A 20389-nucleotide genomic window follows, 5' to 3' on the forward strand; every position below is an offset into this window, starting at 1 on the left:
GTGCCCTTTCGGGAGGGTTCGGCCGGTCTCGGCCGGTGGTGACTAGCGGTCCCCGAAGATCGTGCGGTGCCAGTCCTTCCTGGCCACCGCGGTGTTGTCGAACATGACGTGCTTGATCTGCGTGTACTCCTCGAACGAGTACGAGGACATGTCCTTGCCGAAGCCGGACGCCTTGGAGCCGCCGTGCGGCATCTCACTGATGATCGGGATGTGGTCGTTGACCCACACGCAGCCCGCCTTGATCTCGCGTGTGGCACGGTTCGCGCGGTACACGTCACGGCTCCACGCGGACGCGGCGAGGCCGTACGGGGTGTCGTTGGCCAGCCGGATGCCCTCGTCGTCGCTGTCGAAGGGCAGCACCACCAGAACCGGTCCGAAGATCTCGGCCTGCACGATCTCGCTGTCCTGCGCGGCGTCGGCCACGAGGGTGGGGCGGTAGTAGGCGCCGTGCCCGAGGTGGCGCGGGATCTCGCCACCGGTGACCACGCGCGCGTAGGAGCGTGCCCGGTCGACGAACCCGGCGACGCGGTCGCGCTGGGCGACCGAGATCAGCGGGCCGAGGTCGGTGTCCGGCGCGAAGGGATCGCCGAGCCGGACGGTCGCCATGAGGTCGGCCGTCCTGGAGACGAACTCTTCGTAGAGGGGCCTTTGCACGTACGCGCGCGTGGCGGCCGTGCAGTCCTGGCCGGTGTTGATGAGCGAGCCCGCGACCGCGCCGTGCACGGCGGCCTCCAGGTCCGCGTCGTCGAAGACCACGAAGGGAGCCTTGCCGCCGAGCTCCAGGTGGAGGCGTGTGACGGTGGCGGTGGCGATCTCGGCGACCCGCTTGCCGACGGCCGTGGAGCCCGTGAAGGAGGTCATGGCGACGTCGGGGTGTCCGACGAGGTGCTCGCCCGCGTCCTTGCCCGCGCCGGTGACGATGTTGACGACGCCGTCCGGGATGCCCGCCTGGGTGGCCGCCTCGGCGAACAGCAGCGAGGTCAGCGGGGTGAGCTCGGCGGGCTTCAGGACGATGGTGTTGCCCGCGGCGATCGCCGGGAGGACCTTCCAGGCGGCCATCTGGAGGGGGTAGTTCCAGGGGGCGATGGAGCCGACGACGCCGATGGGTTCACGGCGTACGTACGAGGTGTGGTCGCCGGAGTACTCGCCGGCGGACTGGCCCTGGAGGTGGCGGGCCGCGCCGGCGAAGAAGGCCGCGTTGTCGATCGTGCCCGGGACGTCGAACTCCCGGGTCAGCTTGATCGGCTTGCCGCACTGGAGGGACTCCGCCTGCGCGAACTCCTCGGCACGGTCGGCGAGCACCGCGGCGAATCGGTGCATGGCGTCGGAGCGCTCACCGGGGGTGGCCCCGGCCCAGCCGGGAAACGCCTCCCGCGCCGCCTCCACGGCCGCGTCCACGTCCACGGTGCTGGCCAGTTCGTACGTGTAGACCTCGTCGCCGGTGGCGGGGTCGACGACGGTGTGGCCGCGGCCGGACGTGCCCTTGGTCAGCCGGCCGGCGATGTACTGCGCGCCGTCCGCGAAGTGGTCCTGCGCCTGGAAGCGATGGCCCGGATTGTGCATGTCGCTCTCCTCCGCCGCACTCCCCGCAACCCGGGGGTCGGCGTAGCTCCAGCTCGATTTGAGTGCCGATCCTGACAGAGCAACGGTGCTCCAACAAGTGATTCCGTTGTTGCCTTTTGGTTACGCAACGGAATCTGTCGACCAGGTGTCGAGTCGTCCGCGAAAAGGCAGGACGGAGTGTCAGTGGTGCGTGCCACACTCGCGTGCATGGGGAAGATCGATTGTCGGGACACGCTGGTCAGCGCGGTCCGCTCGGGGGCGAGAGTCACGTACCTGCACTTCTGGGGCCATCGGCCGCGCGCGGACGGGCGGGTCGGGGCGAGCTGTCTGAGCCAGTGGTGGCCCTCTCCCTTCACGGCGGACGGGGTGGAGTACCGGACGGCCGAGCACTGGATGATGGCGCACAAGGCACGGCTGTTCGGTGACGCGGAGGCGGAGCGGCATGCGCTGGACGCGTCGAGCCCCGCGCTCGCGAAGAAGGCCGGGAGACTGGTGCGGGGGTTCGACGATGCCGTCTGGGAGCGGGAGCGCTTCGCGATCGTGGTCGAGGGCAGCGTGCGCAAGTTCGCCTCGGACATTCGGCTCGGATCGTTCCTGATGGGTACGGGCGATCGGGTACTGGTCGAGGCGAGCCCCGTGGATCGCGTGTGGGGGATCGGACTGGCCGCGGACGACGAGCGGGCCTTCGACCCCGAGCGGTGGCAGGGGCCGAACCTGCTGGGGTTCGCGCTGATGGAGGCGCGGGACCGGCTGCGGTCCTCCCCGCCTGACGGCCGGCCCGCCCGGGCCTGAGCAGGCGCGGGGAAGCGCGCGCGACCCACGACGCCCCGCCCGGCCACTGGTCGAGCCCCGCAGGGGGCGGGCCACGCTGAAGGCAGGTCACGCTGAAGGCACAAGGGAGGGCGGGGCGGAGCCCAGGCCTGCGTCCGGGTCAGCCGTTGACGGTCAGTGCCGCGCTGTACCCGTCGTCGGTCGTCTCCGAGCCTCCGCCGTCCGACTCGTCGGGCATGACGAGGAAGACCACCACGAACGCGACGGCCAGGGCCATGCCGACGGCGCCGCAGATGATGCCGGCCAGCGCCTGGCCCGGATTGGTGGCCTCCCCGCGGCGCGCCTTGCCCCGGCCGATCGCGCCGAAGATCACCGCGAGGACTCCGCAGGCGAGGGCCACCGGCCACAGACAGAAGCCGACCGCGGCGATGATGCCGAGCACGAGCCCCGCGGTGCCCAGCCCGTTGCTGGGCATCATGGGCATCCCGGGCCAGCCGTAACCAGGACCGCCGGGGCCCATTCCGTAGGCGGCGCCCTGGCTGCCGTACCCGGGGTACCCCGGGTAGCCGTATCCGTAGGGCACCTCGCCCGGCCCTCCCGGCGCGATGGGTGGCGGCGGCACCGGCGACCCCGGAGCGGGGTGGGCGTGCTGGTGCGGCTGCGGGTAGGGGCCGGCCGGGGGCGCGAACGGGTTGCCCGGAAGATCCGGGTACGGAGCGCCCGGAGGTGCGAAGGGGTTCCCCTGCGCCGGGGCGGCCGGGGGCGCGAAGGGGTCGGCGGGGGTGGCGCCCGGCGCGGGCGCGGAAGGGTTGGTCCAGGCCGGCGGACCCGCGGGGTACCCGGCACCGGGAGGCGACGGCGTCCCCGCGGCAGGGAAGGACGTGACCGTCTGCCGGTCGTGGACCGAGGGCGGGAGCGGGCCCGCGTCCGCCGGAGGAGCCCAAAGATTCGGCTCGGCAGGGGCCTTGTCCAGCGGAACCCCCGCCCCCGGACCGGCATCCTCGGGGCGGTCCCGCGGCTCCTCGCCCGGCGCACCCGGCGTCTGCGCGTCGTCGGACATGCGCGGAGTCCCCTCTGTTCTGTCGTACGTGGCGTCATGCTACGGCCCGAGCCCTGCCCGCGCGGACGGCGGCCTACGATGATCCCCGAACCACCGATCAGCCGATCACCCGCGCCGCCGCACACCGGCCCGGCGCCGTTCCTGGGGAGGAACCCTTGACCGACCACCTCGACCCGATCGCCTCCGGCACCCCGCGTGACCTGCACGCCTTCATAGCCGGACTGCCCAAGGCCGAACTCCACGTGCACCACGTCGGCTCAGCCTCCCCCCGGATCGTCTCCGAGCTGGCCGCCCGCCACCCCGACTCCAAGGTGCCGACGGACCCCGAGGCGCTGGCCGACTACTTCACGTTCACGGACTTCGCCCACTTCATCGACGTGTACCTGTCCGTCGTCGACCTCATCCGCACCCCCGAGGACGTACGCCTCCTGACGTACGAGGTCGCCCGCGACATGGCCCGGCAGCAGATCCGCTACGCCGAGCTGACGATCACGCCGTTCTCGTCGACCCGGCGCGGCATCGACGAGGGCGCCTTCATGGACGCGATCGAGGACGCCCGCACGGCCGCCGAGGCCGACTTCGGGACCGTCCTGCGGTGGTGCTTCGACATCCCCGGTGAAGCGGGACTGGAATCCGCCGAGGAGACCGTCCGGCTCGCCACCACCGACAAGATCCGCCCCGAGGGCCTGGTCGCGTTCGGGCTCGGCGGGCCCGAGGCCGGCGTGCCCCGGCCGCAGTTCAAGCCGTACTTCGACCGTGCGATCGCGGCCGGCCTGCACTCCGTGCCGCACGCGGGCGAGACGACAGGGCCGGAGACCGTCTGGGACGCGCTGACGGACCTGCGTGCCGAGCGCATCGGTCACGGTACGAGCTCCGCCCGGGACCCCAGGCTGCTCGCGCACCTCGCCGAGCACCGGATTCCTCTGGAGGTCTGCCCCACCTCCAACATCGCCACCCGCGCGGTCCGCACCCTCGACGAGCACCCCATCAAGGAGTTCGTGCGGGCCGGCGTCGTCGTCACCGTCAACTCCGACGACCCGCCGATGTTCGGCACGGACCTCAACAACGAGTACGCGGTGGCCGCCCGCCTCCTCGACCTCGACGAGCGGGGTCTCGCGGCGCTCGCCAGGAACGCCGTCGAGGCCTCCTTCCTGGACGGCCCCGGCAAGGCGGCCCTCACCGCGGAGATCGACACGTACACCGCTGGCTGGCTCGCACCCTGAACCAGCCACAATGGGCCGATGCGTACCGTGACTGCCGTGGCCCATCGCGGCGACCCCTATCGCGTCCGTGAGAACACCGTCGACTCACTGCGTTCCGCGCTCCGCCAGGGCGCGGACGCGGTGGAGATCGATGTCCGGCTCACCCGCGACGGCGTGCCCGTGCTCCTGCACGACGTCTCGCTGAAGCGGCTGTGGGAGCACGACCGGCCGCTGCTGTCGCTCTCCTGCGACGAGGTGCGGGGCCTCACCTCGGACGGGGTACCCACCCTGGAGGAGGCCCTCAAGGAGACGGACGACGACCGGTTGATGGTCGACGTGCCGGGTCCGGTGGACGCGCGTGCCGTCCGCCGGATCGTCGGCGTCATCCATGACCTCGGCGCCGAGGAGCGCGTGTACTACTGCGCGGGCGCCCGCACCATGCTCGCGGTCCGTGCGGCCGACCCCGCCGCGGAGATCGCCCTCACCTGGACGAGCCTCGCGCCCCCGCGGCCCGCGCTGCTCGACGCGGTGCGCCCGCGCTGGCTCAACTACCGGTTCGGGCTGGTCGACCGGGACCTCGTCGCCCGCGTCCACCGGGACGGCTACCTGATGTCGGTGTGGACGCCCGACACCCGGCGGTCCATGCGGCGCCTCCTCGACGCGGGAGTCGACTCGATCACGACGAACCGCATCGACACCCTGTGCGCCCTGCGCAGGGACTGAGGTTCAGCCGCGTTCGCCGGTCACCCGGGACCTCTGCCGAACCGTCGCCGGGTCGGCCGGCGTCTCGCGGGTGACGTACTGAGGGGTCGGTGCCGTGTCCTGTCCGGTGTCGCGGACGAGGCCGTAGCGGATGGCGCCTTGGCCGGGGCCGGTCATGACGTCCCTGGTCACGGCGTCCCGGTTCGACGGGAAGACGATCAGCCCGTAGTCGCAGCCCCGCTCGTTCTGGGTGAGGGTGACGGTGCCGTCGACGTAGAAGTACTCGTTCTGCCACATCTGCTGGGCGCCGGCCGGCAGGACGGCGTGTCCGACGGCCGGGCCGCCCATGCCGGAGGTGTAGCCGTCGGCGTCCGGGGCGAAGGTGTCGTCCATCCGGCGGCCGCCGCCCGACGCCACGTGGAACAGTTTTCCCCTGAGGCCGGTCCAGGCGGGCATGACCAGGGCGCCCGGCCGCGACTTCGGCGAGATCTGCCAGCGCACCAGGACATAGCCCCGGCCGCTGAGCGTCACACTGTCCCCGCGGTGCTGCATCACGGCCTTGGGGCCGCCGGTGCTGGTGAGTCCGGACTCGGGTCGGCGCGGCAGGTTCCCGGGCCGCGCGTTCGGGTCCGGGGCCTCGTCGACGGCGTCGACGACCGTGCCGTAGAGGTCCGTCCGCGTTCGGGCGGCCGGCGGCGACGGGGCCGGTGTCGCGGTGCGGCCGGGCACCTTCGGCCGTGCGGTGCTCGACGCCGTGCTCGGCGCCGTGGGGGGCGCGGCGGCCCGCGGCGGTGGTTCCGGCTGCGTGACGACGTAGGCGCCGCCCGCGACGAGGGTCGCCCCGGCCGTCATGGCGACGGCCGGCTTGGTCAGCGCGGCGACGGCCTTGGCGGACCAGCCGATGCCGGTGGCGGCGGTCGTGGCGGCGGCCGCCGTCTTGCCGCCGAGGGCGAGCGAGAGCGTGAGACCGACGGGGACGGGGACGAGTGCGATGCCGACGAGCAGCCTCTCCGCCGGGACGACCGCCTCGCCGGGCTCGGCGCAGTGGCGGCAGCCCCGGATGTGCCGGGCCAGCCGCTTGCGCCACACCGAGTCGGGCCGCTCGTCCCAGCGGGCGGTCAGCTCACGCAGCCCGGGGCAGGAGGAGTCGAGGGCCCGCACGATGCCGCGCGCCGCCTCCAGCCGGGCCTTCATCCGCTGGACGCGTACGGCGGCGTGCTGGCGGCTGATGCCGGCGGCCGCCGCCAGTTCGCGTCGGCTCAGTTCGCCCGCGACCTCCAGCCACCACAGCGACAGCAGCTGCCGGTCCTCCTCGTCGAGCCAGCGCACCGCTTCCGCGACCTCACGTCGTTGTCCCTCCAACTGAAGGCGCAGGACGGTGAGTTCGGCGAAGTCGGTGACTTCCTGGGCCGCGTCGTCGGCGAGCGTCTCGGAGGTGCGCCGCCTGGCGCGGTCGCGTATCTGCCGCATGGCGATGGCTACCAGCCAGGAGCGGAAGCTGTCCGGATCGCGCAGTGTGCCGAGGTTGCCGACGGCGCGCAGCATGGTCTCCTGCACCACGTCGTCGACGTCGGCGTGGCCGTTCAGCGCGCGGCCGACGATGTTGTAGACCAGCGGAAGCCAGCCCTCGACGAGTTCGTCGAGCGCGCGCCGGTCACCGGCCTGCGCTGCCGCGATCGTCGTACGCCACTGCCGGCCGTCCACGTACGTCCCTTCCCTGCCGAGGTCGCCCGCCGGGGCCGCCGAAGGTCACTTGCTGTAGAGGAGCGTCCCGAAGCCCAGCTGGTCGAAGCCGCCGCTGTTGGGCCCGTAGTCCCCACCGCCGCCTTCGGCACGTACTTTCTCAGCCATGGCCGAGATATGGGGGACCGAGAGCCGGCGGCGCCGCGCGTAGTGGTTGTGCAAAAGCTCCCAGACCGGCCTGATCTGCCCGCGCCCTATGTCGGAGATCACGGTCTGCTGCTGGTGGGCGCCCCTGGTGCCGTTGCGCCAGGAGTACCTGGTGAAGGGGACGTCGCCGCCGAGGTTGTACCGGGCGACGTACTCGGCGCCCTTCATCAGCCGGTTGCCGTCGTATCCGTAGAGGTCGACGCCCTGGTTCCACGCCATCTCGCAGATCGCGCCGATCAGTCCCATGCCCATCACGGTGTGGCCCTGGTCGCGCCCCGACTCCTGCCACTGGGCCAGGCCCTCGTCCTCGTAGACGAAGGGGGTGGCGTTCTTGATCGAGCCGTTGCCCGGGCCCGTCCTGAAGTACGTCACGGCACGGTCGAACAGGGCGGTGTCGTCGCACAGGATGCCGATCGCCATGATCGAGGCGACGTTGCAGAGGTCCCAGTTCGCCCAGTAGTTGGTGATGACGGCGCCGTTGTGGCGCTTCAGGAAGTCCTCGTTGAGCGGGTGGAAGACCGTGCGCATCATCTTCTGGAAGCGGGCCAGGTCGAAGCCCGGGTGGTCGCGGACGAGTTCGGCGGCGTTGGCGAACTGGTAGCCGTAGATGCCCGACGCCAGGAACCGGTCGGAGTTGCCGGTGACCGCGGTGAGCTCGGCCGACCAGGCGTTCAGGATCGCGACGGCGGCCCCGGCGTTGTCCCGCGTGCCGGCGATCTTCCAGCGCAGGGCGTTCTGGTAGGCGGCGTGCACGTCGTTGTAGAGGACGCCGTAGTTCTGGCCGGCGCCGCCGCGGACGATGGTGGCCCGCGGATTCGGCTTCCAGGTGCTCGCGGAGTGCCGGTTGGCGGTCAGCCGCCGCCAGCCCGCCAGCCAGGGGTCCCGGCCCGCGGCGACCCGTACCTCCGCGCGGTGGAGATCTCCCGGGTTGTGCAGCATCCCGGGGTGCGCGAACTCGCGCTTCGCGGCGGCCGGACGGGGGCCGGGGCCCGCGACGGCGCCGCTCTGTGCGGCGTCGGCCGAGTCACGCCCGCCCAGGGAGACCGCGAGGCCGCCGACGGCTCCGGCGGCGGCGACACCACCCGCGATCCGGAGGACGCCGCGCCGGCCGACGCGGTGCTTGTTGTGCTCTGCCACGGACAACTCCTGTGCGGGTGAGGGGGCATGTGCGCCCTGTGGAGCGCGTGCACAGGAGACGGGGGAAGGGCTTTCGGGATAACAGTTTTTTCGTGCGGGGGCGCGTCCCCCTAAGGAAAACCCCTGACAACTTCCCTAGCCGTAACGGCAGTTGCCCGGAGTCCGGCCCAGGGTCACCGCCCTCCTCGAAGAGGATCCGCGAGAAGGCGTACGCGCGGACGATGAAGGTCACCGATCACTCCGGGAGTCGACTGATGCATGCCCGTGTCCGTACCGCCTGTGCCGCCCTCGTGGTCCTGGGCCTGACCGCGGTCCCCCTGGCCGGGACCGCCCTCGCCGCCCCCTCCCCCGCGGCCGTCGTACGGGAGAGCGCGGTTTTGGACACCGCTCTGCGCGCCGCGCTCGAGGGGATCCCGGACGAACACACCACGGCCGCACTCGTACGCGTCGCCGGCACGGACGGCACCTGGCGGGGCGGCGCGGGGGTGCGCGATCTCCCGAGCGGCCGAAAGGCGCTGGAGAACGGGCGCTTCCGGGCCGGTTCCACCACCAAGGTGGTCACGGCCGCCGTCGTGCTGCAGCTCGCCGCCGAGGGCAGGGTGGATCTGGACGGACACGTCCAGACGTACCTCCCCGGCCTCCTGTCGAAGGACTTCGAGCCCATCACCGTACGGCAGTTGCTCACTTTCACCAGCGGGCTGAAGCCGGGCTCGTCGCTCGGGGACGTGGCCGGCGAGGGCTACGAGCGGCGGTACGAGACGCTGACTCCCGAGGAGGTCGTGGCCGCCTCGGTCGCCCAGGGGCCGGCCTTCCGCCCCGGCGACCGGCAGCAGTACGGCAACATCGACTACACCGTGCTCGGCCTGCTCGTCGAGAAGGTCACCGGCGACTCGTACGAGCACCAGGCAGCCGTGCGGGTCCTGCGGCCGGCCGGGATGCGGCACACGTCCTTCCCCGGCGGCCCCGACCCGCGCCTCCACGGACCGCACAACCGCGGGTACCAGAAGCTGACGGACGGCAGGCTGGTCGACGCCACCGAGTGGAACATGTCGGACCGGTGGGCCGCCGGCGACATGATCTCCACGACGGCGGACCTGGAGCGGCTCCTCTTCGCGCTGTTCCGGGGCCGGCTGGTACCCCGGCCGCTCCTGGACAGGGAGATGTTCACGCTTCCCGACGTGCCCGGCGCGACCATGAGCGCCGGCCTCCAGCGGTACGACATGGGCAACGGCACCGTCCTCTGGCTGAAGTCCGGAGCCCGCCCGGGGTACAGCACGCTCGTCGCGGCCACGCGCGACCTGTCCCGCACGCTCGTGTACTCGGTCAACGCGACCGACGCCAAGGGGGAGGGCATGAATCCGGTGGCCGAGCGGATCGTCCGGGCGGCGTTCGGAGGGTGAGGATGGCGCCCGGAGGGTGAGGCCCGCCCGGCGCGGACGGCGCGCGGCCGGGTCAGCCGTGGGCGCGGGCCGGTCCGCCGAGTGCCGCGATGCGCTGTTCCAGGCGCTTGAGGACCGTGTCGCCCCACTGGAGGTTCGCCCGCTCCAGAGCCATGCCGCCCTGGAGGGTGAGGTAGGGGCCGACGCGCTCGGCGGTGGCGAGGTACTCGTCCTCGGTGCGCCCGGCCAGCATGCGTTCCCTCATGCGCCGGTAGCGGGCGAGCTTGGCGGTGGCCCGCTCGACGCGCTCGGCGACCGCCGTCCGTACGGCCTCGATGTCGGCGGCGTCCCCGATGTCGACGCACTGGACCTTGACCATCAGCTCGTCCCTGATGGCCGGCGGTTTGGCCGGGCCTTCGGCGACGTACGCGCGCAGGACCCTGCGTCCCTCCTCGGTGAGCGAGAAGAGCCGCTTGTTGGGCCTGCGCTCCTGCTGGACGACGCGGGCGCGGACCAGTCCGTCGCCCTCCATGCGCTCCAGCTCGCGGTAGAGCTGCTGGGGCGTGGCCATCCAGAAGTTGGCGACCGAGGCCTCGAAGCCCTTCGCGAGGTCGTACCCGGACGCCTCGCCCTCCAGGAGAGCGGCCATCACCGCGTTGCGCAACGCCATGAGCACAAGCTAGCACCGTGTTGATTAGTCAAGGGCGCGACTATCGCTGCCGGACCCGCTCCGACCTGGCACGACGGGGACCGTCACCGGCAGCAGGGCGGGCCGCTTGGCCTCGCGCCCGTCGCCGGACGAGCGGCCCCGGACCCGGCGGACGACCCACGGGCCCAGGAAGGAACCGGCCCAGCGCAGTTCGGCGCCGGCGGCCCGCAGTCCGGAGAGCGGCGGCGCGACCGCGGGCAGCGGGCGCGTCCAGGCGTCGTCGCTTCCCGGCAGTTCGAGCGCGTGCGCGACCGCGGCGGCGATGCGCGCATGACCGAGCGGGCTCGCGTGCAGCCGGTCGGGGCTCCACAGCCGGGGATCGACGACGACAGGATACGGAGACGTCTCGGCCACCGCCACGCCGTGGCGGACGGCCGCCCGGCGGATGCGGTCGTTGAGCGCGTGGACCCGCGGGCCGAACGGGCGGGCCAGCGGGGCGATCCTGGCGATGTCGGGAAAGGTGACGGTCGCGACGCGGGCGTTCTGCGCGGTGAGCGCGGCGAACATCGCCTCCAGGTGGGCGGCCACCTCGTCCGCGTCGAAGGCGGGCCGCAGCAGGTCGTTGACCCCGGCGACGACCGTCGCGAGGTCCGGCCGCAGCGCGAGAGCGGGCTCGAGCTGTCCGGCACGCACCTCCCCCGCGAGGCGCCCCCGTACGGCGAGGTTGGCGTACAGCAGTCCGGGGGTCGCGCTCGCGACCTGCTCGGCGAGCCGGTCGGCCCATCCGCGCAGCCCTCGCACGTCGTCGCCGTCCCCCAGCCCCTCGGTCTGACTGTCACCGAGGGCGACGTACCGCAGGTATCCGCTGTCCGGCACGGCATGACCTCCACTCCCCATAGCCCACTAGTACCCTATTCACATTGTTGAATAAGACAAGGGACGGGACGGGCCGGTGACGTGATGTGTGCCGCCCGGACGCCCCCGGCAGGCTCACCCGGCCCGGCCCGGGCTCAGGTCCCTGCGCAGTTCCTCCGCTGATGGTCCGCACGGTGACGCATCCAGAGCACCACGTCACAGACCCGCAGCGCTCCGACGGTCCCGGGGAGGCCGGCGGACCGCCGCAGAGCGGTCAGCTCGTGGTGCAGCGCCCGGTCGTCGAGACGCAGCGCGGTGTGCAGGTCCAGCCAGAAGGACGCGGGCCGGCCGAGGACACAGCGGACGACCTGGTCGTAGACGGGCAGCAGCCGTGGACGCTTCCGGGCGAGGAGTTTGCCTGCCGTGACCCACCCGATTCCGGGCTGGTCGCACAGCAGCTGCCAGGCCGTGTGCGCCGGTGACCCGTCGGCCAGGTCGGCGGCCCCGGCCTCGGCCATGTCGAGGCCGAGGGGGACTCGGCTCAGCAGCCTGCCCACCTCGGCACCGAGGTCGCCCTCCAGGAGGTCGAGTGCGGCCCGCACGGGAATCCTGACCGACAGGGTCTGCACCGCGATCAGGTCGTCGGCGGTCACCGCGTTCGCGACCGCCGGGCGGTCGCCCCCGCCGGCCAGGTACTCGAATCGACTGCCCGTGAACGGCACCGCTCCGGGCTGCCCGCCGGTGCCGAAGTACTGCCGGAGGTCGGACACGGCCCGGTCCGAGGTGACGAGAGCGCGCAGCCGGTGATCCAGCGGCGGTGGGGCGACAGCGGTCATGGGCCACTCCGCGACGTGGTGGGTGAATGCTCCGCGGCACGACGCGCCGACCCGGCGGCCGTGCCCGGCCCATCCTCGCGCCCACGGGAACTCCGCGTCACACGAACGGCGCTGCTCCTACTGCCCCGCGCGATCGCGTTCCACCGCTTCGCGTACTCCGTGCGCTCCTTCGCCGTGATGTCGCGGGCCACGGCGAGCCGCCCGCGCATGGCGCCCTCGGGGAAGATGAGCGGATCCTCGGCCAGGGCGGTGCCCTCCTCGTTGTTGGCGGAGGCCACGACGTCCCGGGCGGCCGGGACGGGAAGACGTAGGGGACAGCCGCCCCGGGCCCGCTGCGCCCCGGACGGCCCCGGCCCCCTCTCCGTCCCCGAAGAGGGACGGACCGAGGGACTCAGCCCTCGATGGACGTCATCACGTGCTTGATGCGCGTGTAGTCGTCGAACCCGTAGCCCGACAGGTCCTTGCCGTAGCCCGACCTCTTGAAGCCGCCGTGCGGCATCTCCGCGACCAGCGGGATGTGCGTGTTGATCCACACACAGCCGAAGTCGAGGACCTTCGACATGCGCATCGCGCGCGCGTGGTCCTTCGTCCAGACGGAGGAGGCGAGGGCGTACTCGACGCCGTTCGCCCACTCGACGGCCTGCGCCTCGTCCGAGAAGGACTGGACGGTGATGACCGGTCCGAAGACCTCGTTCTGGATGATCTCGTCGTCCTGCTTCAGGCCCGACACGACGGTCGGAGCGTAGAAGAAGCCCTTCTCGCCGACCCGGTGGCCGCCCGCCTCGACCTTGGCGTGGGCGGGGAGGCGCTCGATGAAGCCGGTGACCTGCTTGAGCTGGTTCGGGTTGTTGAGCGGCCCGTACAGCACGTCCTCGTCGTCCGGCTGACCGGTCTTCGTGTCGGCGGCGGCCTTGGCGAGCGCGGTCACGAACTCGTCGTGGATGGACTCCTGGACGAGGACGCGGGTGGCGGCCGTACAGTCCTGGCCGGCGTTGAAGAATCCGGCCACCGAGATGTCCTCGACGGCCTTGGCGATGTCGGTGTCCTCGAAGACGACGACGGGCGCCTTGCCACCGAGCTCCAGGTGCACCCGCTTGACGTCCTTGGCGGCGGACTCGGCGACGGAGATGCCCGCCCGTACGGATCCGGTGATGGACGCCATGGCCGGGGTCCTGTGCTCGACCATCAGGCGGCCGGTGTCACGGTCGCCGCAGATGACGTTGAAGACGCCCTCGGGGACGATCGAGCCGATGATCTCGGCGATCAGGACCGTGGAGGCCGGGGTGGTGTCGGACGGCTTGAGCACGACCGTGTTGCCCGCGGCGAGGGCCGGGGCGAACTTCCACACGGCCATCATCATCGGGTAGTTCCACGGCGCGACCTGCGCACAGACGCCGACCGGCTCGCGGCGGACGATCGAGGTCAGGCCCTCCATGTACTCGCCGGCCGACCGGCCTTCCAGCATGCGCGCCGCGCCGGCGAAGAACCGGATCTGGTCGACCATGGGCGGGATCTCCTCGGACCGGGTCAGTCCGATGGGCTTGCCCGTGTTCTCGACCTCGGCCGCGATGAGCTCCTCGGCCCGCTCCTCGAAAGCGTCCGCGATCTTGAGGAGGGCCTTCTGGCGCTCGGCGGGGGTCTGGTCGCGCCAGGCGGGGAAGGCCGCGGCGGCGGCCTCCATCGCCGCGTCGACGTCGGCCTGACCGGACAGCGGCGCGGTGGCGTACGCCTCGCCCGTCGCGGGGTTGACCACGTCGGTGGTCCGTCCATCGGCGGCATCGCGGAACTCTCCGGCGATGTAATTGCGCAGACGACGCAGCTCGGTGCTCACTGCCCGGCCCTCCTGTCGGATGTCCTACGGCTCAGGTGTCCACTACCTGAGACGCCTGGGCTCCCACCCTAATCCTCACCCCGACGTTTTCAACACCCCCGATCGCCCCAGAACTGCGAAATCCGCAGACTGCACGCACCCAGACAACGAATTTCATCGATCAGACCTTGCGGAACTGTCGAGCCCTCGTGCACAGTGAGCTGGTGGCCAGTCGAAGCGCAGACCCCAGGGACTCCCGCGAGTCCAGGAGCGGCACTCCTCAGCTGGATGCCGTGTCCCTCGCCATCATCGAGCAGCTGCAGGAGGACGGCCGCCGTCCGTACGCCGCGATCGGCAAGGCCGTGGGCCTCTCCGAGGCAGCCGTGCGCCAGCGCGTCCAGAAGCTGCTCGACCAGGGCGTGATGCAGATCGTCGCCGTCACGGACCCGCTCACCGTGGGCTTCCGCAGGCAGGCGATGGTGGGTGTGAACGTCGACGGCGACCTCGAACCGGTGGCGGACGCGCTGAGCGCGATGTCGGAGGTCGAGTACGTGGTGATGACCGCGGGCTCGTTCGACATCCTCGCCGAGATCGTCTGCGAGGACGACGACCACCTGCTGGAGGTCATCAACAAACGCATACGGGCCCTGCCCGGCGTGCGCTCCACCGAAAGCTTCGTCTACCTCAAGCTCAAGAAGCAGACCTACATGTGGGGAACCCGATAGCCGTGACTGCCAAGGACCTCAGCCGAACCGCGTACGACCACCTGTGGATGCACTTCACCCGCATGTCCTCGTACGAGAACGCGCCCGTCCCCACGATCGTCCGTGGCGAGGGCACCTACATCTACGACGACAAGGGCAAGCGCTACCTCGACGGCCTCGCGGGCCTGTTCGTGGTCCAGGCGGGCCACGGGCGTGCAGAGCTGGCCGAGACCGCCGCCCGGCAGGCGCAGGAGCTGGCCTTCTTCCCCATCTGGTCCTACGCCCACCCGAAGGCCGTCGAGCTGGCCGAGCGGCTCGCGCACCACGCCCCGGGCGACCTGAACAAGGTCTTCTTCACGACGGGCGGCGGTGAGGCCGTCGAGACCGCGTGGAAGCTCGCCAAGCAGTACTTCAAGCTCCAGGGCAAGCCGACCAAGTACAAGGTCATCTCGCGCGCGGTCGCCTACCACGGCACCCCCCAGGGCGCCCTGTCCATCACCGGGCTGCCGGCTCTGAAGGCCCCCTTCGAGCCGCTGGTCCCGGGCGCCCACAAGGTCCCGAACACCAACATCTACCGCGCGCCCGCCTTCCTCGACCACGGGTCCGGCGTCTCCCCCGAGGCCTTCGGCCGCTGGGCCGCCGACCAGATCGAGGAGCAGATCCTCTTCGAGGGCCCGGAGACGGTCGCCGCGGTCTTCCTGGAGCCCGTGCAGAACGCCGGCGGCTGCTTCCCGCCGCCGCCCGGGTACTTCCAGCGGGTGCGCGAGATCTGCGACCAGTACGACGTACTGCTGGTCTCGGACGAGGTCATCTGTGCCTTCGGCCGGCTCGGCACGATGTTCGCCTGCGACAAGTTCGATTACGTACCGGACATGATCACCTGCGCCAAGGGCATGACCTCGGGCTACTCCCCGATCGGCGCCTGCATCATCTCGGACAGGCTCGCCGAGCCGTTCTACCAGGGCGACAACACCTTCCTGCACGGCTACACCTTCGGCGGCCATCCGGTGTCGGCGGCCGTGGGCCTCGCGAACCTCGACATCTTCGAGCGCGAGAACCTCAACCAGCACGTGCTGGACAACGAGGGCGCGTTCCTCTCCACCCTCCAGAAGCTGCACGACCTGCCGATCGTCGGCGACGTCCGCGGCAACGGCTTCTTCTACGGCATCGAACTGGTGAAGGACAAGGCCACCAAGGAGACCTTCACGGACGAGGAGTCGGAGCGCGTGCTCTACGGCTTCGTCTCCAAGAAGCTCTTCGAGTACGGCCTGTACTGCCGCGCCGACGACCGCGGTGACCCGGTCATCCAGCTGTCGCCGCCGCTGATCTCCGACCAGTCGACGTTCGACGAGATCGAGGGGATCGTCCGCCAGGTGCTGACGGAGGCCTGGGCGAAGCTCTGATCCCCGTTCGGCCCGGCTCGGCTCCGATGAGCTGAACCTGTGATCAACACCGGCCCCGGTGCCGCCCGTTCGAGTGAGAATGGGGGCCCCGGGGCCGCGTGCTGTCCGGCCTCCGGGCCCCGACTCCCTAGCGTGCCCAGTGACCGATCGGCCCTGCCTTCGTTCCCCCGACCGGGGGACCGAGCGACCTTCCCGGAGGCGCGCGGGCAGCGCACGTCAGATCTGAACCGAGGTGTACGCGATGGTGGCTCCGCCGGACAACGACGTGCTCTGGGCACGCGCCCTGCACGTCAAGCACAACGGCTCACCCGCACTCACCGGCGTGTCACTCGGAGTTCGCGAGGGCGAGATCCTCGCCGTCGGCGGCCCACGCGGCAGCGGCAAGACGACCCTGCTCCAGTGCCTGTCGGGGCAGCTGCTGGCCCAGCAGGGCGAGGTCTGGTTCAACAGCACGCCCGTCCACACCATGGGTCCGCTGACCCGCGAGCGGCTGCGCCGCGACCGCTTCGGCTGGATCGACCCGGCTCCGGTCCTGGTCCCCGAGTTGAACGCCTGGGAGAACGCGGCCCTGCCCCTGATGCTGCGGGGCGTGGGCCGCCGCCGGGCCAAGACCACCGCCCTGGAGTGGCTGGACCGCCTCGACGTCGGCGGCTGCGCCCGCAAGCGCCCGTACGCCCTGCTGCAGGCGGAACGTCAGCGCGTGGTCATCGCCCGCGCGCTGGCCCCCGCGCCGACCGTGCTCTTCGCCGACGAGCCCACCGCTCCGCTGCACCGCGCGGACCGCGCCCAGGTGCTGCGCACGCTCACCACGGCGGCCCGCTCGCACGGGATCACCGTCGTCCTGGCCACGCACGACGCGGACACCGCGGCGCTCGCCGACCGCACGGTGTCGCTGCTCGACGGGCGGCGCGTGAACACCGTCCACCTGCCGCCGGTCACCGAGTCGGAAGGCCGGGCGGCGTGCTCGCTCTCCGCCTAGCCCGCAGTGCCCACCCCGCCGTCCAGTTCCGCAGGCTCCTCGTCGCCGCGGCGTCGGCGGGCACGGGCTTCCTGCTGCTGTGCACCCTCGGATACGCGATGGGGCACCCGGACGCGTCGGCGGCGGCCGTGCTCAGGCTCGCCTGGTGCCTCGCGCCGCTCGCCGCCACCGTGCAGTTCGCGGTCGCCGTGGCCCGGACCGACCCGGCCACCCGGCCCCGGCCCGGCCTCTCGGCGATCGGACTGGGCCCCGGCCGGCTGATGGTCCTCGCTGCCGTCTCCACCGCCGTGTCCTGCACGCTCGGTTCGATGGTCGCCCTGCTGTTCTTCCTGCACCTGCGCGGCGATCTGACCGGACTCCCCTTCGACGGCGACGCGGCCGGCCTCCTCGCCGCGGACGAGTCGCTGCCCCTGCCCGCCGCCCTCACGCTCCTGGCGCTCGTCCCGGTCATCGCGTCGGTGGCCGGCGCGGTGGTGCTGCGCCCGCGGGACCACCGGCCGGCCGGCAGGCCGGGCGGACGCCCGGGACGGCTGGGCGGTTTCGGCGGCTACGGACGCTCCACCGAGCGCGTCGGGTTCGGCGCCTACGGACGCTTCGGTGCACGAGGGGGCGCGCGGACAGGCGGCCACGCCGATGGCGTGGACGGTCCCGGGCAGGACGCCCCCGGCGCCCTCGCGCAGGCCGGTGCCGCCCACGCCCGGAGCGCACACGGAGACCTCGACGAACACGCCGCGCGCGCCGGGCACAACAGCCCCGGAGCGGCCGCCACCACCGCCGGACTCGACGTGCCCCGCCGCTCCGCTGCCCGCACCGACAGCCGGGCTCTCGCCGATACGCACACCTCTTCGGGCGAGCCCGTCGCCGCTGGTTCGCCCCCGCACGACGGGCTCGCCGCGCCCGGCCACCGCGGCGCCCCGCAGCACCCCCGCGGCCCCGGCGGCCAGGACAGAGCGGACCGGACCGACCTCACGGGCCACACGGACCGCACCGGGCTCCCGCACCACCCCGGTCGCCCCGGCCACCCGCTGGACCCCCACCACCCACTGGCCCCGCTCCCCGCCCCCACCGGTCTCCCCTGGGGCGCCGCCGTGCTCGCCGCCGGTCTCGCGGTGGAGACGTACGCCGGCCGCACCGCTCCCGCTGCCGACGGGACCGCGCTGCCCGGCGGACTCACCGGCGGGCCCCTGGGGGTGCTCGTCGGCTGGGCGCTCACCGCGATCGGGCTGGCGCTGGCCGGCCCCGCGATCACCCACCTCTGCGGCAGGCTGCTCCAGGCGGTACGGCCCGGCGCCCTGCGGCTGCTGGCCGGGCGCGTGCTCATGGAGGAGGCGACCCGCGTCGGACGCCCCCTCGGCGTGGTGTGCGCGGTGGCGTCGGGCGCGTACGCCATGGCCGTGCTCCACACCGGTACGCGTCCCGACGTCGGGCCCCTCACCACGCTCGGCGCGCTCCTCGTCGCGGGGTGCGCCGTGGCGACGCTCCTGACCGCCGCGGTCGAGGCGAGGAACGCGCGCGCCGACACCACGGCCGCCCTGCTGCGGATCGGCGCGCCCGCCACGACGCTGCGCGCCGCGGCCGCCCTTCGCGCGGGCATCCTGCTGGCCGTCCTCGGCCCCCTGACCTGGGTGATCGCGGAGCTCGCGGCACTGCCGCTGGCCCACTGACCCCCGTACACGAAGAGATCGACCGCGCGTACGGAAAGAGTTCGCACGGGCCGATGACTTTCCGGCGGCCCTCCGGTCTACCCCTTCGAACAGCACATCACCACGACGGGAGAGACCAGGCATGTACCAGCAGATGATCTTCGTGAACCTGGCCGTGAACGACCTCGACGCCTCGAAGAAGTTCTTCACGGAGCTGGGCTACACGCTCAACGCGCAGTTCTCGGACGAGCACTGCGCTTCCGTCGTGATCAGCGACACGATCGTGGCGATGCTGCTGAGCAAGCAGCGCTACGCGGACTTCACGAAGAAGGAGATCGCGGACTCGACGAGGACGAGCGAGGTGCTCCTGTGTCTCAGCGCCGAGAGCCGCGAGAAGGTGGACGAGCTGGTCGACAGGGCGATCGCGGCGGGCGGTTCGGCGAGCGGCGAGCCCCAGGACCACGGCTTCATGTACGGGCGCGGCTTCGACGACCCGGACGGCCACTCCTGGGAGGTCATGTGGATGGACCCGGCGGCCGTCCAGGGCTGAACCGGCCCGTGCTTACATGGGCGGGTGCAGACGAGCCCCGCCCATGTGGCCCACCACGGTGACCGCGAGATCGAATCGCTCGAGGAGTTCGACGCGACCGTCTCGGCACGCGGCACCCTCGCCGGATTCCGCGTCCAGGCCGTCGATCTGACGGACCGTACGAGAGAGCTGCTGGCCAGTGACACCGCGGGCGCCGTCTTCCTCGGCTGCCTGATGCGGGAGAACGCGGCGGCGAAGGTCCGCGCCGACGGCGCCCTGCTCTTCCCTCCTGTTCCCGGCCTGCCGTTCGACCCGTACCGCGGGCTCCTCTACACGCCCGACGAGCTGTTCGGCTCGCTCGACAAGGGGTACGAACAGACGCCGGACGCCCTCGCCTACACCTGGTTCCAGCGGACCAGGGCCGACGGCGACATATACGCGTCGATGCTGCGCTCCGTCCACGACGACGCCGTCTCCGACGCCCTCGACGAACTCCTGCGCGGGTCACGGGTGGTGGGCGTGATGGGCGGCCACGCGATCGCGCGCGGCACGGACGCGTACGGTGGCGCGGCCCGGCTCGGACGCGCGCTCGCGCGCGCCGGGTTCACGGTGGCCACGGGCGGCGGCCCCGGCGCGATGGAGGCGGCGAACCTCGGCGCGTACGCGGCCCCGTACGACGACACCATGCTGGACGAGGCGTGCGAACTCCTCGCGAAGGCCCCCTCGTTCGTCCCGTCGGTGACGGACTGGGCGCGGGCCGCCTTCGAGGTGCGCGCCCGCTGGCCCGAGGGCAACACCTCGGTGGGCATCCCGACCTGGTTCTACGGGCACGAACCGCCGAACGCGTTCGCCTCGCACATCGCCAAGTACTTCGCCAACGCCACCCGCGAGGACGGCCTGCTGGCCCGCTCGAACGCGGGTGTGGTCTTCCTGCCCGGCGCCGCCGGAACGGTCCAGGAGATCTTCGACAACGCGACTCCCAACTACTACGAGTCCCGCGGCGAACCCACCCCGATGGTCCTGGTCAACCGCACCCACTGGACGGAGCGCCTCCCCACCTGGCCTCTTCTCCAGGCTCTCGCCCGCGAGCGGTCCATGGAGTCCCGGATCGCGCTGGTCGACCGGATCGAGGAGGCACCGGAGGCGCTGGTCCGGCTGGCCCATGTAAACGAAAGCTAAAGCCAAGGGGTCAAGACGGACACACGGATTGACAACCGGAGACGGAGCCCAATAAACCTGTGAGGCGTCTGGGATCGCTGTTTCGCAGCCGCTCCCAC

General features: G+C 72.0%; 18 protein-coding genes and 1 pseudogene. 10 read left to right on the forward strand and 9 right to left on the reverse strand.

Features of this window, described 5'->3' with window-relative positions:
• Window positions 1–42 precede the first annotated feature (42 nt).
• Window positions 43–1563, reverse strand: a complete 1521-nt coding sequence (locus O1Q96_RS35740; protein WP_269252089.1) for a gamma-aminobutyraldehyde dehydrogenase — start codon at window positions 1561–1563, stop codon at window positions 43–45.
• A gap of 207 nt (window positions 1564–1770) precedes the next feature.
• Here O1Q96_RS35740 and O1Q96_RS35745 point away from each other — a divergent pair, with 207 nt between their 5' ends.
• The gene (locus tag O1Q96_RS35745; RefSeq protein WP_269252090.1) at window positions 1771–2355 is read left to right on the forward strand and encodes a riboflavin biosynthesis intermediates N-glycosidase; all 585 of its coding nucleotides are present in this window, start codon (window positions 1771–1773) and stop codon (window positions 2353–2355) included.
• 139 nt (window positions 2356–2494) lie between these two features.
• Here O1Q96_RS35745 and O1Q96_RS35750 read toward each other — a convergent pair whose 3' ends face one another.
• A complete protein-coding gene (locus O1Q96_RS35750) occupies window positions 2495–3394 on the reverse strand; it encodes a DUF4190 domain-containing protein (protein ID WP_269252091.1) in 900 nt (299 codons plus the stop codon).
• Window positions 3395–3447: 53 nt separating this feature from the next.
• Here O1Q96_RS35750 and O1Q96_RS35755 point away from each other — a divergent pair, with 53 nt between their 5' ends.
• Complete coding sequence (locus O1Q96_RS35755; RefSeq protein ID WP_419587082.1) at window positions 3448–4617, forward strand: adenosine deaminase; 1170 nt, start codon at window positions 3448–3450, stop codon at window positions 4615–4617.
• Window positions 4618–4635: 18 nt separating this feature from the next.
• Window positions 4636–5319 carry a glycerophosphodiester phosphodiesterase gene (locus tag O1Q96_RS35760; protein WP_269252092.1) on the forward strand — a complete coding sequence of 228 codons (684 nt, stop codon included), beginning with the start codon at window positions 4636–4638 and terminating at the stop codon, window positions 5317–5319.
• Window positions 5320–5322: 3 nt separating this feature from the next.
• On the opposite strand, the gene O1Q96_RS35765 is transcribed toward O1Q96_RS35760, so the two are convergent.
• The gene (locus O1Q96_RS35765) at window positions 5323–7002 is read right to left on the reverse strand and encodes an RNA polymerase sigma factor (RefSeq protein ID WP_269252093.1); all 1680 of its coding nucleotides are present in this window, start codon (window positions 7000–7002) and stop codon (window positions 5323–5325) included.
• A gap of 45 nt (window positions 7003–7047) precedes the next feature.
• Entirely contained in the window at window positions 7048–8325 is a 1278-nt protein-coding gene (locus O1Q96_RS35770) for an alginate lyase family protein (RefSeq protein WP_269252094.1), read from the reverse strand.
• A 254-nt stretch (window positions 8326–8579) separates the two neighbouring features.
• Here O1Q96_RS35770 and O1Q96_RS35775 point away from each other — a divergent pair, with 254 nt between their 5' ends.
• Entirely contained in the window at window positions 8580–9725 is a 1146-nt protein-coding gene (locus tag O1Q96_RS35775) for a serine hydrolase domain-containing protein (RefSeq protein WP_269252095.1), read from the forward strand.
• A gap of 52 nt (window positions 9726–9777) precedes the next feature.
• Here O1Q96_RS35775 and O1Q96_RS35780 read toward each other — a convergent pair whose 3' ends face one another.
• The 5 genes and pseudogenes from O1Q96_RS35780 to O1Q96_RS35800 form a co-directional block, all read right to left on the reverse strand.
• Entirely contained in the window at window positions 9778–10374 is a 597-nt protein-coding gene (locus O1Q96_RS35780; protein ID WP_269252096.1) for a PadR family transcriptional regulator, read from the reverse strand.
• A gap of 24 nt (window positions 10375–10398) precedes the next feature.
• A complete protein-coding gene (locus O1Q96_RS35785; RefSeq protein ID WP_269252097.1) occupies window positions 10399–11229 on the reverse strand; it encodes an SGNH/GDSL hydrolase family protein in 831 nt (276 codons plus the stop codon).
• A 134-nt stretch (window positions 11230–11363) separates the two neighbouring features.
• Window positions 11364–12044 (reverse strand): DUF6308 family protein, encoded by a 681-nt coding sequence (locus tag O1Q96_RS35790; RefSeq protein WP_269252098.1) that lies wholly within the window; start codon window positions 12042–12044, stop codon window positions 11364–11366.
• Between the two features lie 131 nt (window positions 12045–12175).
• Window positions 12176–12346: pseudogene (locus O1Q96_RS35795) on the reverse strand (spermidine/putrescine ABC transporter substrate-binding protein); the annotation flags it as partial.
• An 89-nt stretch (window positions 12347–12435) separates the two neighbouring features.
• Window positions 12436–13875 (reverse strand): gamma-aminobutyraldehyde dehydrogenase, encoded by a 1440-nt coding sequence (locus O1Q96_RS35800; RefSeq protein WP_269252099.1) that lies wholly within the window; start codon window positions 13873–13875, stop codon window positions 12436–12438.
• A 188-nt stretch (window positions 13876–14063) separates the two neighbouring features.
• On the opposite strand from O1Q96_RS35800, the gene O1Q96_RS35805 reads away from it, so the two are divergent.
• The 6 genes from O1Q96_RS35805 (at window position 14064) to O1Q96_RS35830 (ending at window position 20291) form a co-directional block, all read left to right on the forward strand.
• The gene (locus O1Q96_RS35805; protein ID WP_217457981.1) at window positions 14064–14579 is read left to right on the forward strand and encodes an Lrp/AsnC family transcriptional regulator; all 516 of its coding nucleotides are present in this window, start codon (window positions 14064–14066) and stop codon (window positions 14577–14579) included.
• Entirely contained in the window at window positions 14564–15961 is a 1398-nt protein-coding gene (locus O1Q96_RS35810) for an aspartate aminotransferase family protein (protein WP_269252100.1), read from the forward strand. The genes O1Q96_RS35805 and O1Q96_RS35810 overlap by 16 nt, the downstream gene beginning before the upstream one ends.
• Window positions 15962–16202: 241 nt before the next feature.
• The gene (locus O1Q96_RS35815) at window positions 16203–16940 is read left to right on the forward strand and encodes an ABC transporter ATP-binding protein (protein ID WP_269252101.1); all 738 of its coding nucleotides are present in this window, start codon (window positions 16203–16205) and stop codon (window positions 16938–16940) included.
• On the forward strand, window positions 16922–18604 hold the full coding sequence (locus O1Q96_RS35820) for a hypothetical protein (protein ID WP_269252102.1): 1683 nt from the start codon (window positions 16922–16924) through the stop codon (window positions 18602–18604). Before O1Q96_RS35815 ends, O1Q96_RS35820 begins: the two co-directional genes overlap by 19 nt.
• A gap of 121 nt (window positions 18605–18725) precedes the next feature.
• Complete coding sequence (locus O1Q96_RS35825; RefSeq protein ID WP_269252103.1) at window positions 18726–19133, forward strand: VOC family protein; 408 nt, start codon at window positions 18726–18728, stop codon at window positions 19131–19133.
• A gap of 24 nt (window positions 19134–19157) precedes the next feature.
• The gene (locus O1Q96_RS35830; protein WP_269252104.1) at window positions 19158–20291 is read left to right on the forward strand and encodes an LOG family protein; all 1134 of its coding nucleotides are present in this window, start codon (window positions 19158–19160) and stop codon (window positions 20289–20291) included.
• The last annotated feature ends 98 nt before the right edge of the window (window positions 20292–20389 follow it).

Source organism: Streptomyces aurantiacus (assembly GCF_027107535.1).
GTDB lineage: Bacteria > Actinomycetota > Actinomycetes > Streptomycetales > Streptomycetaceae > Streptomyces.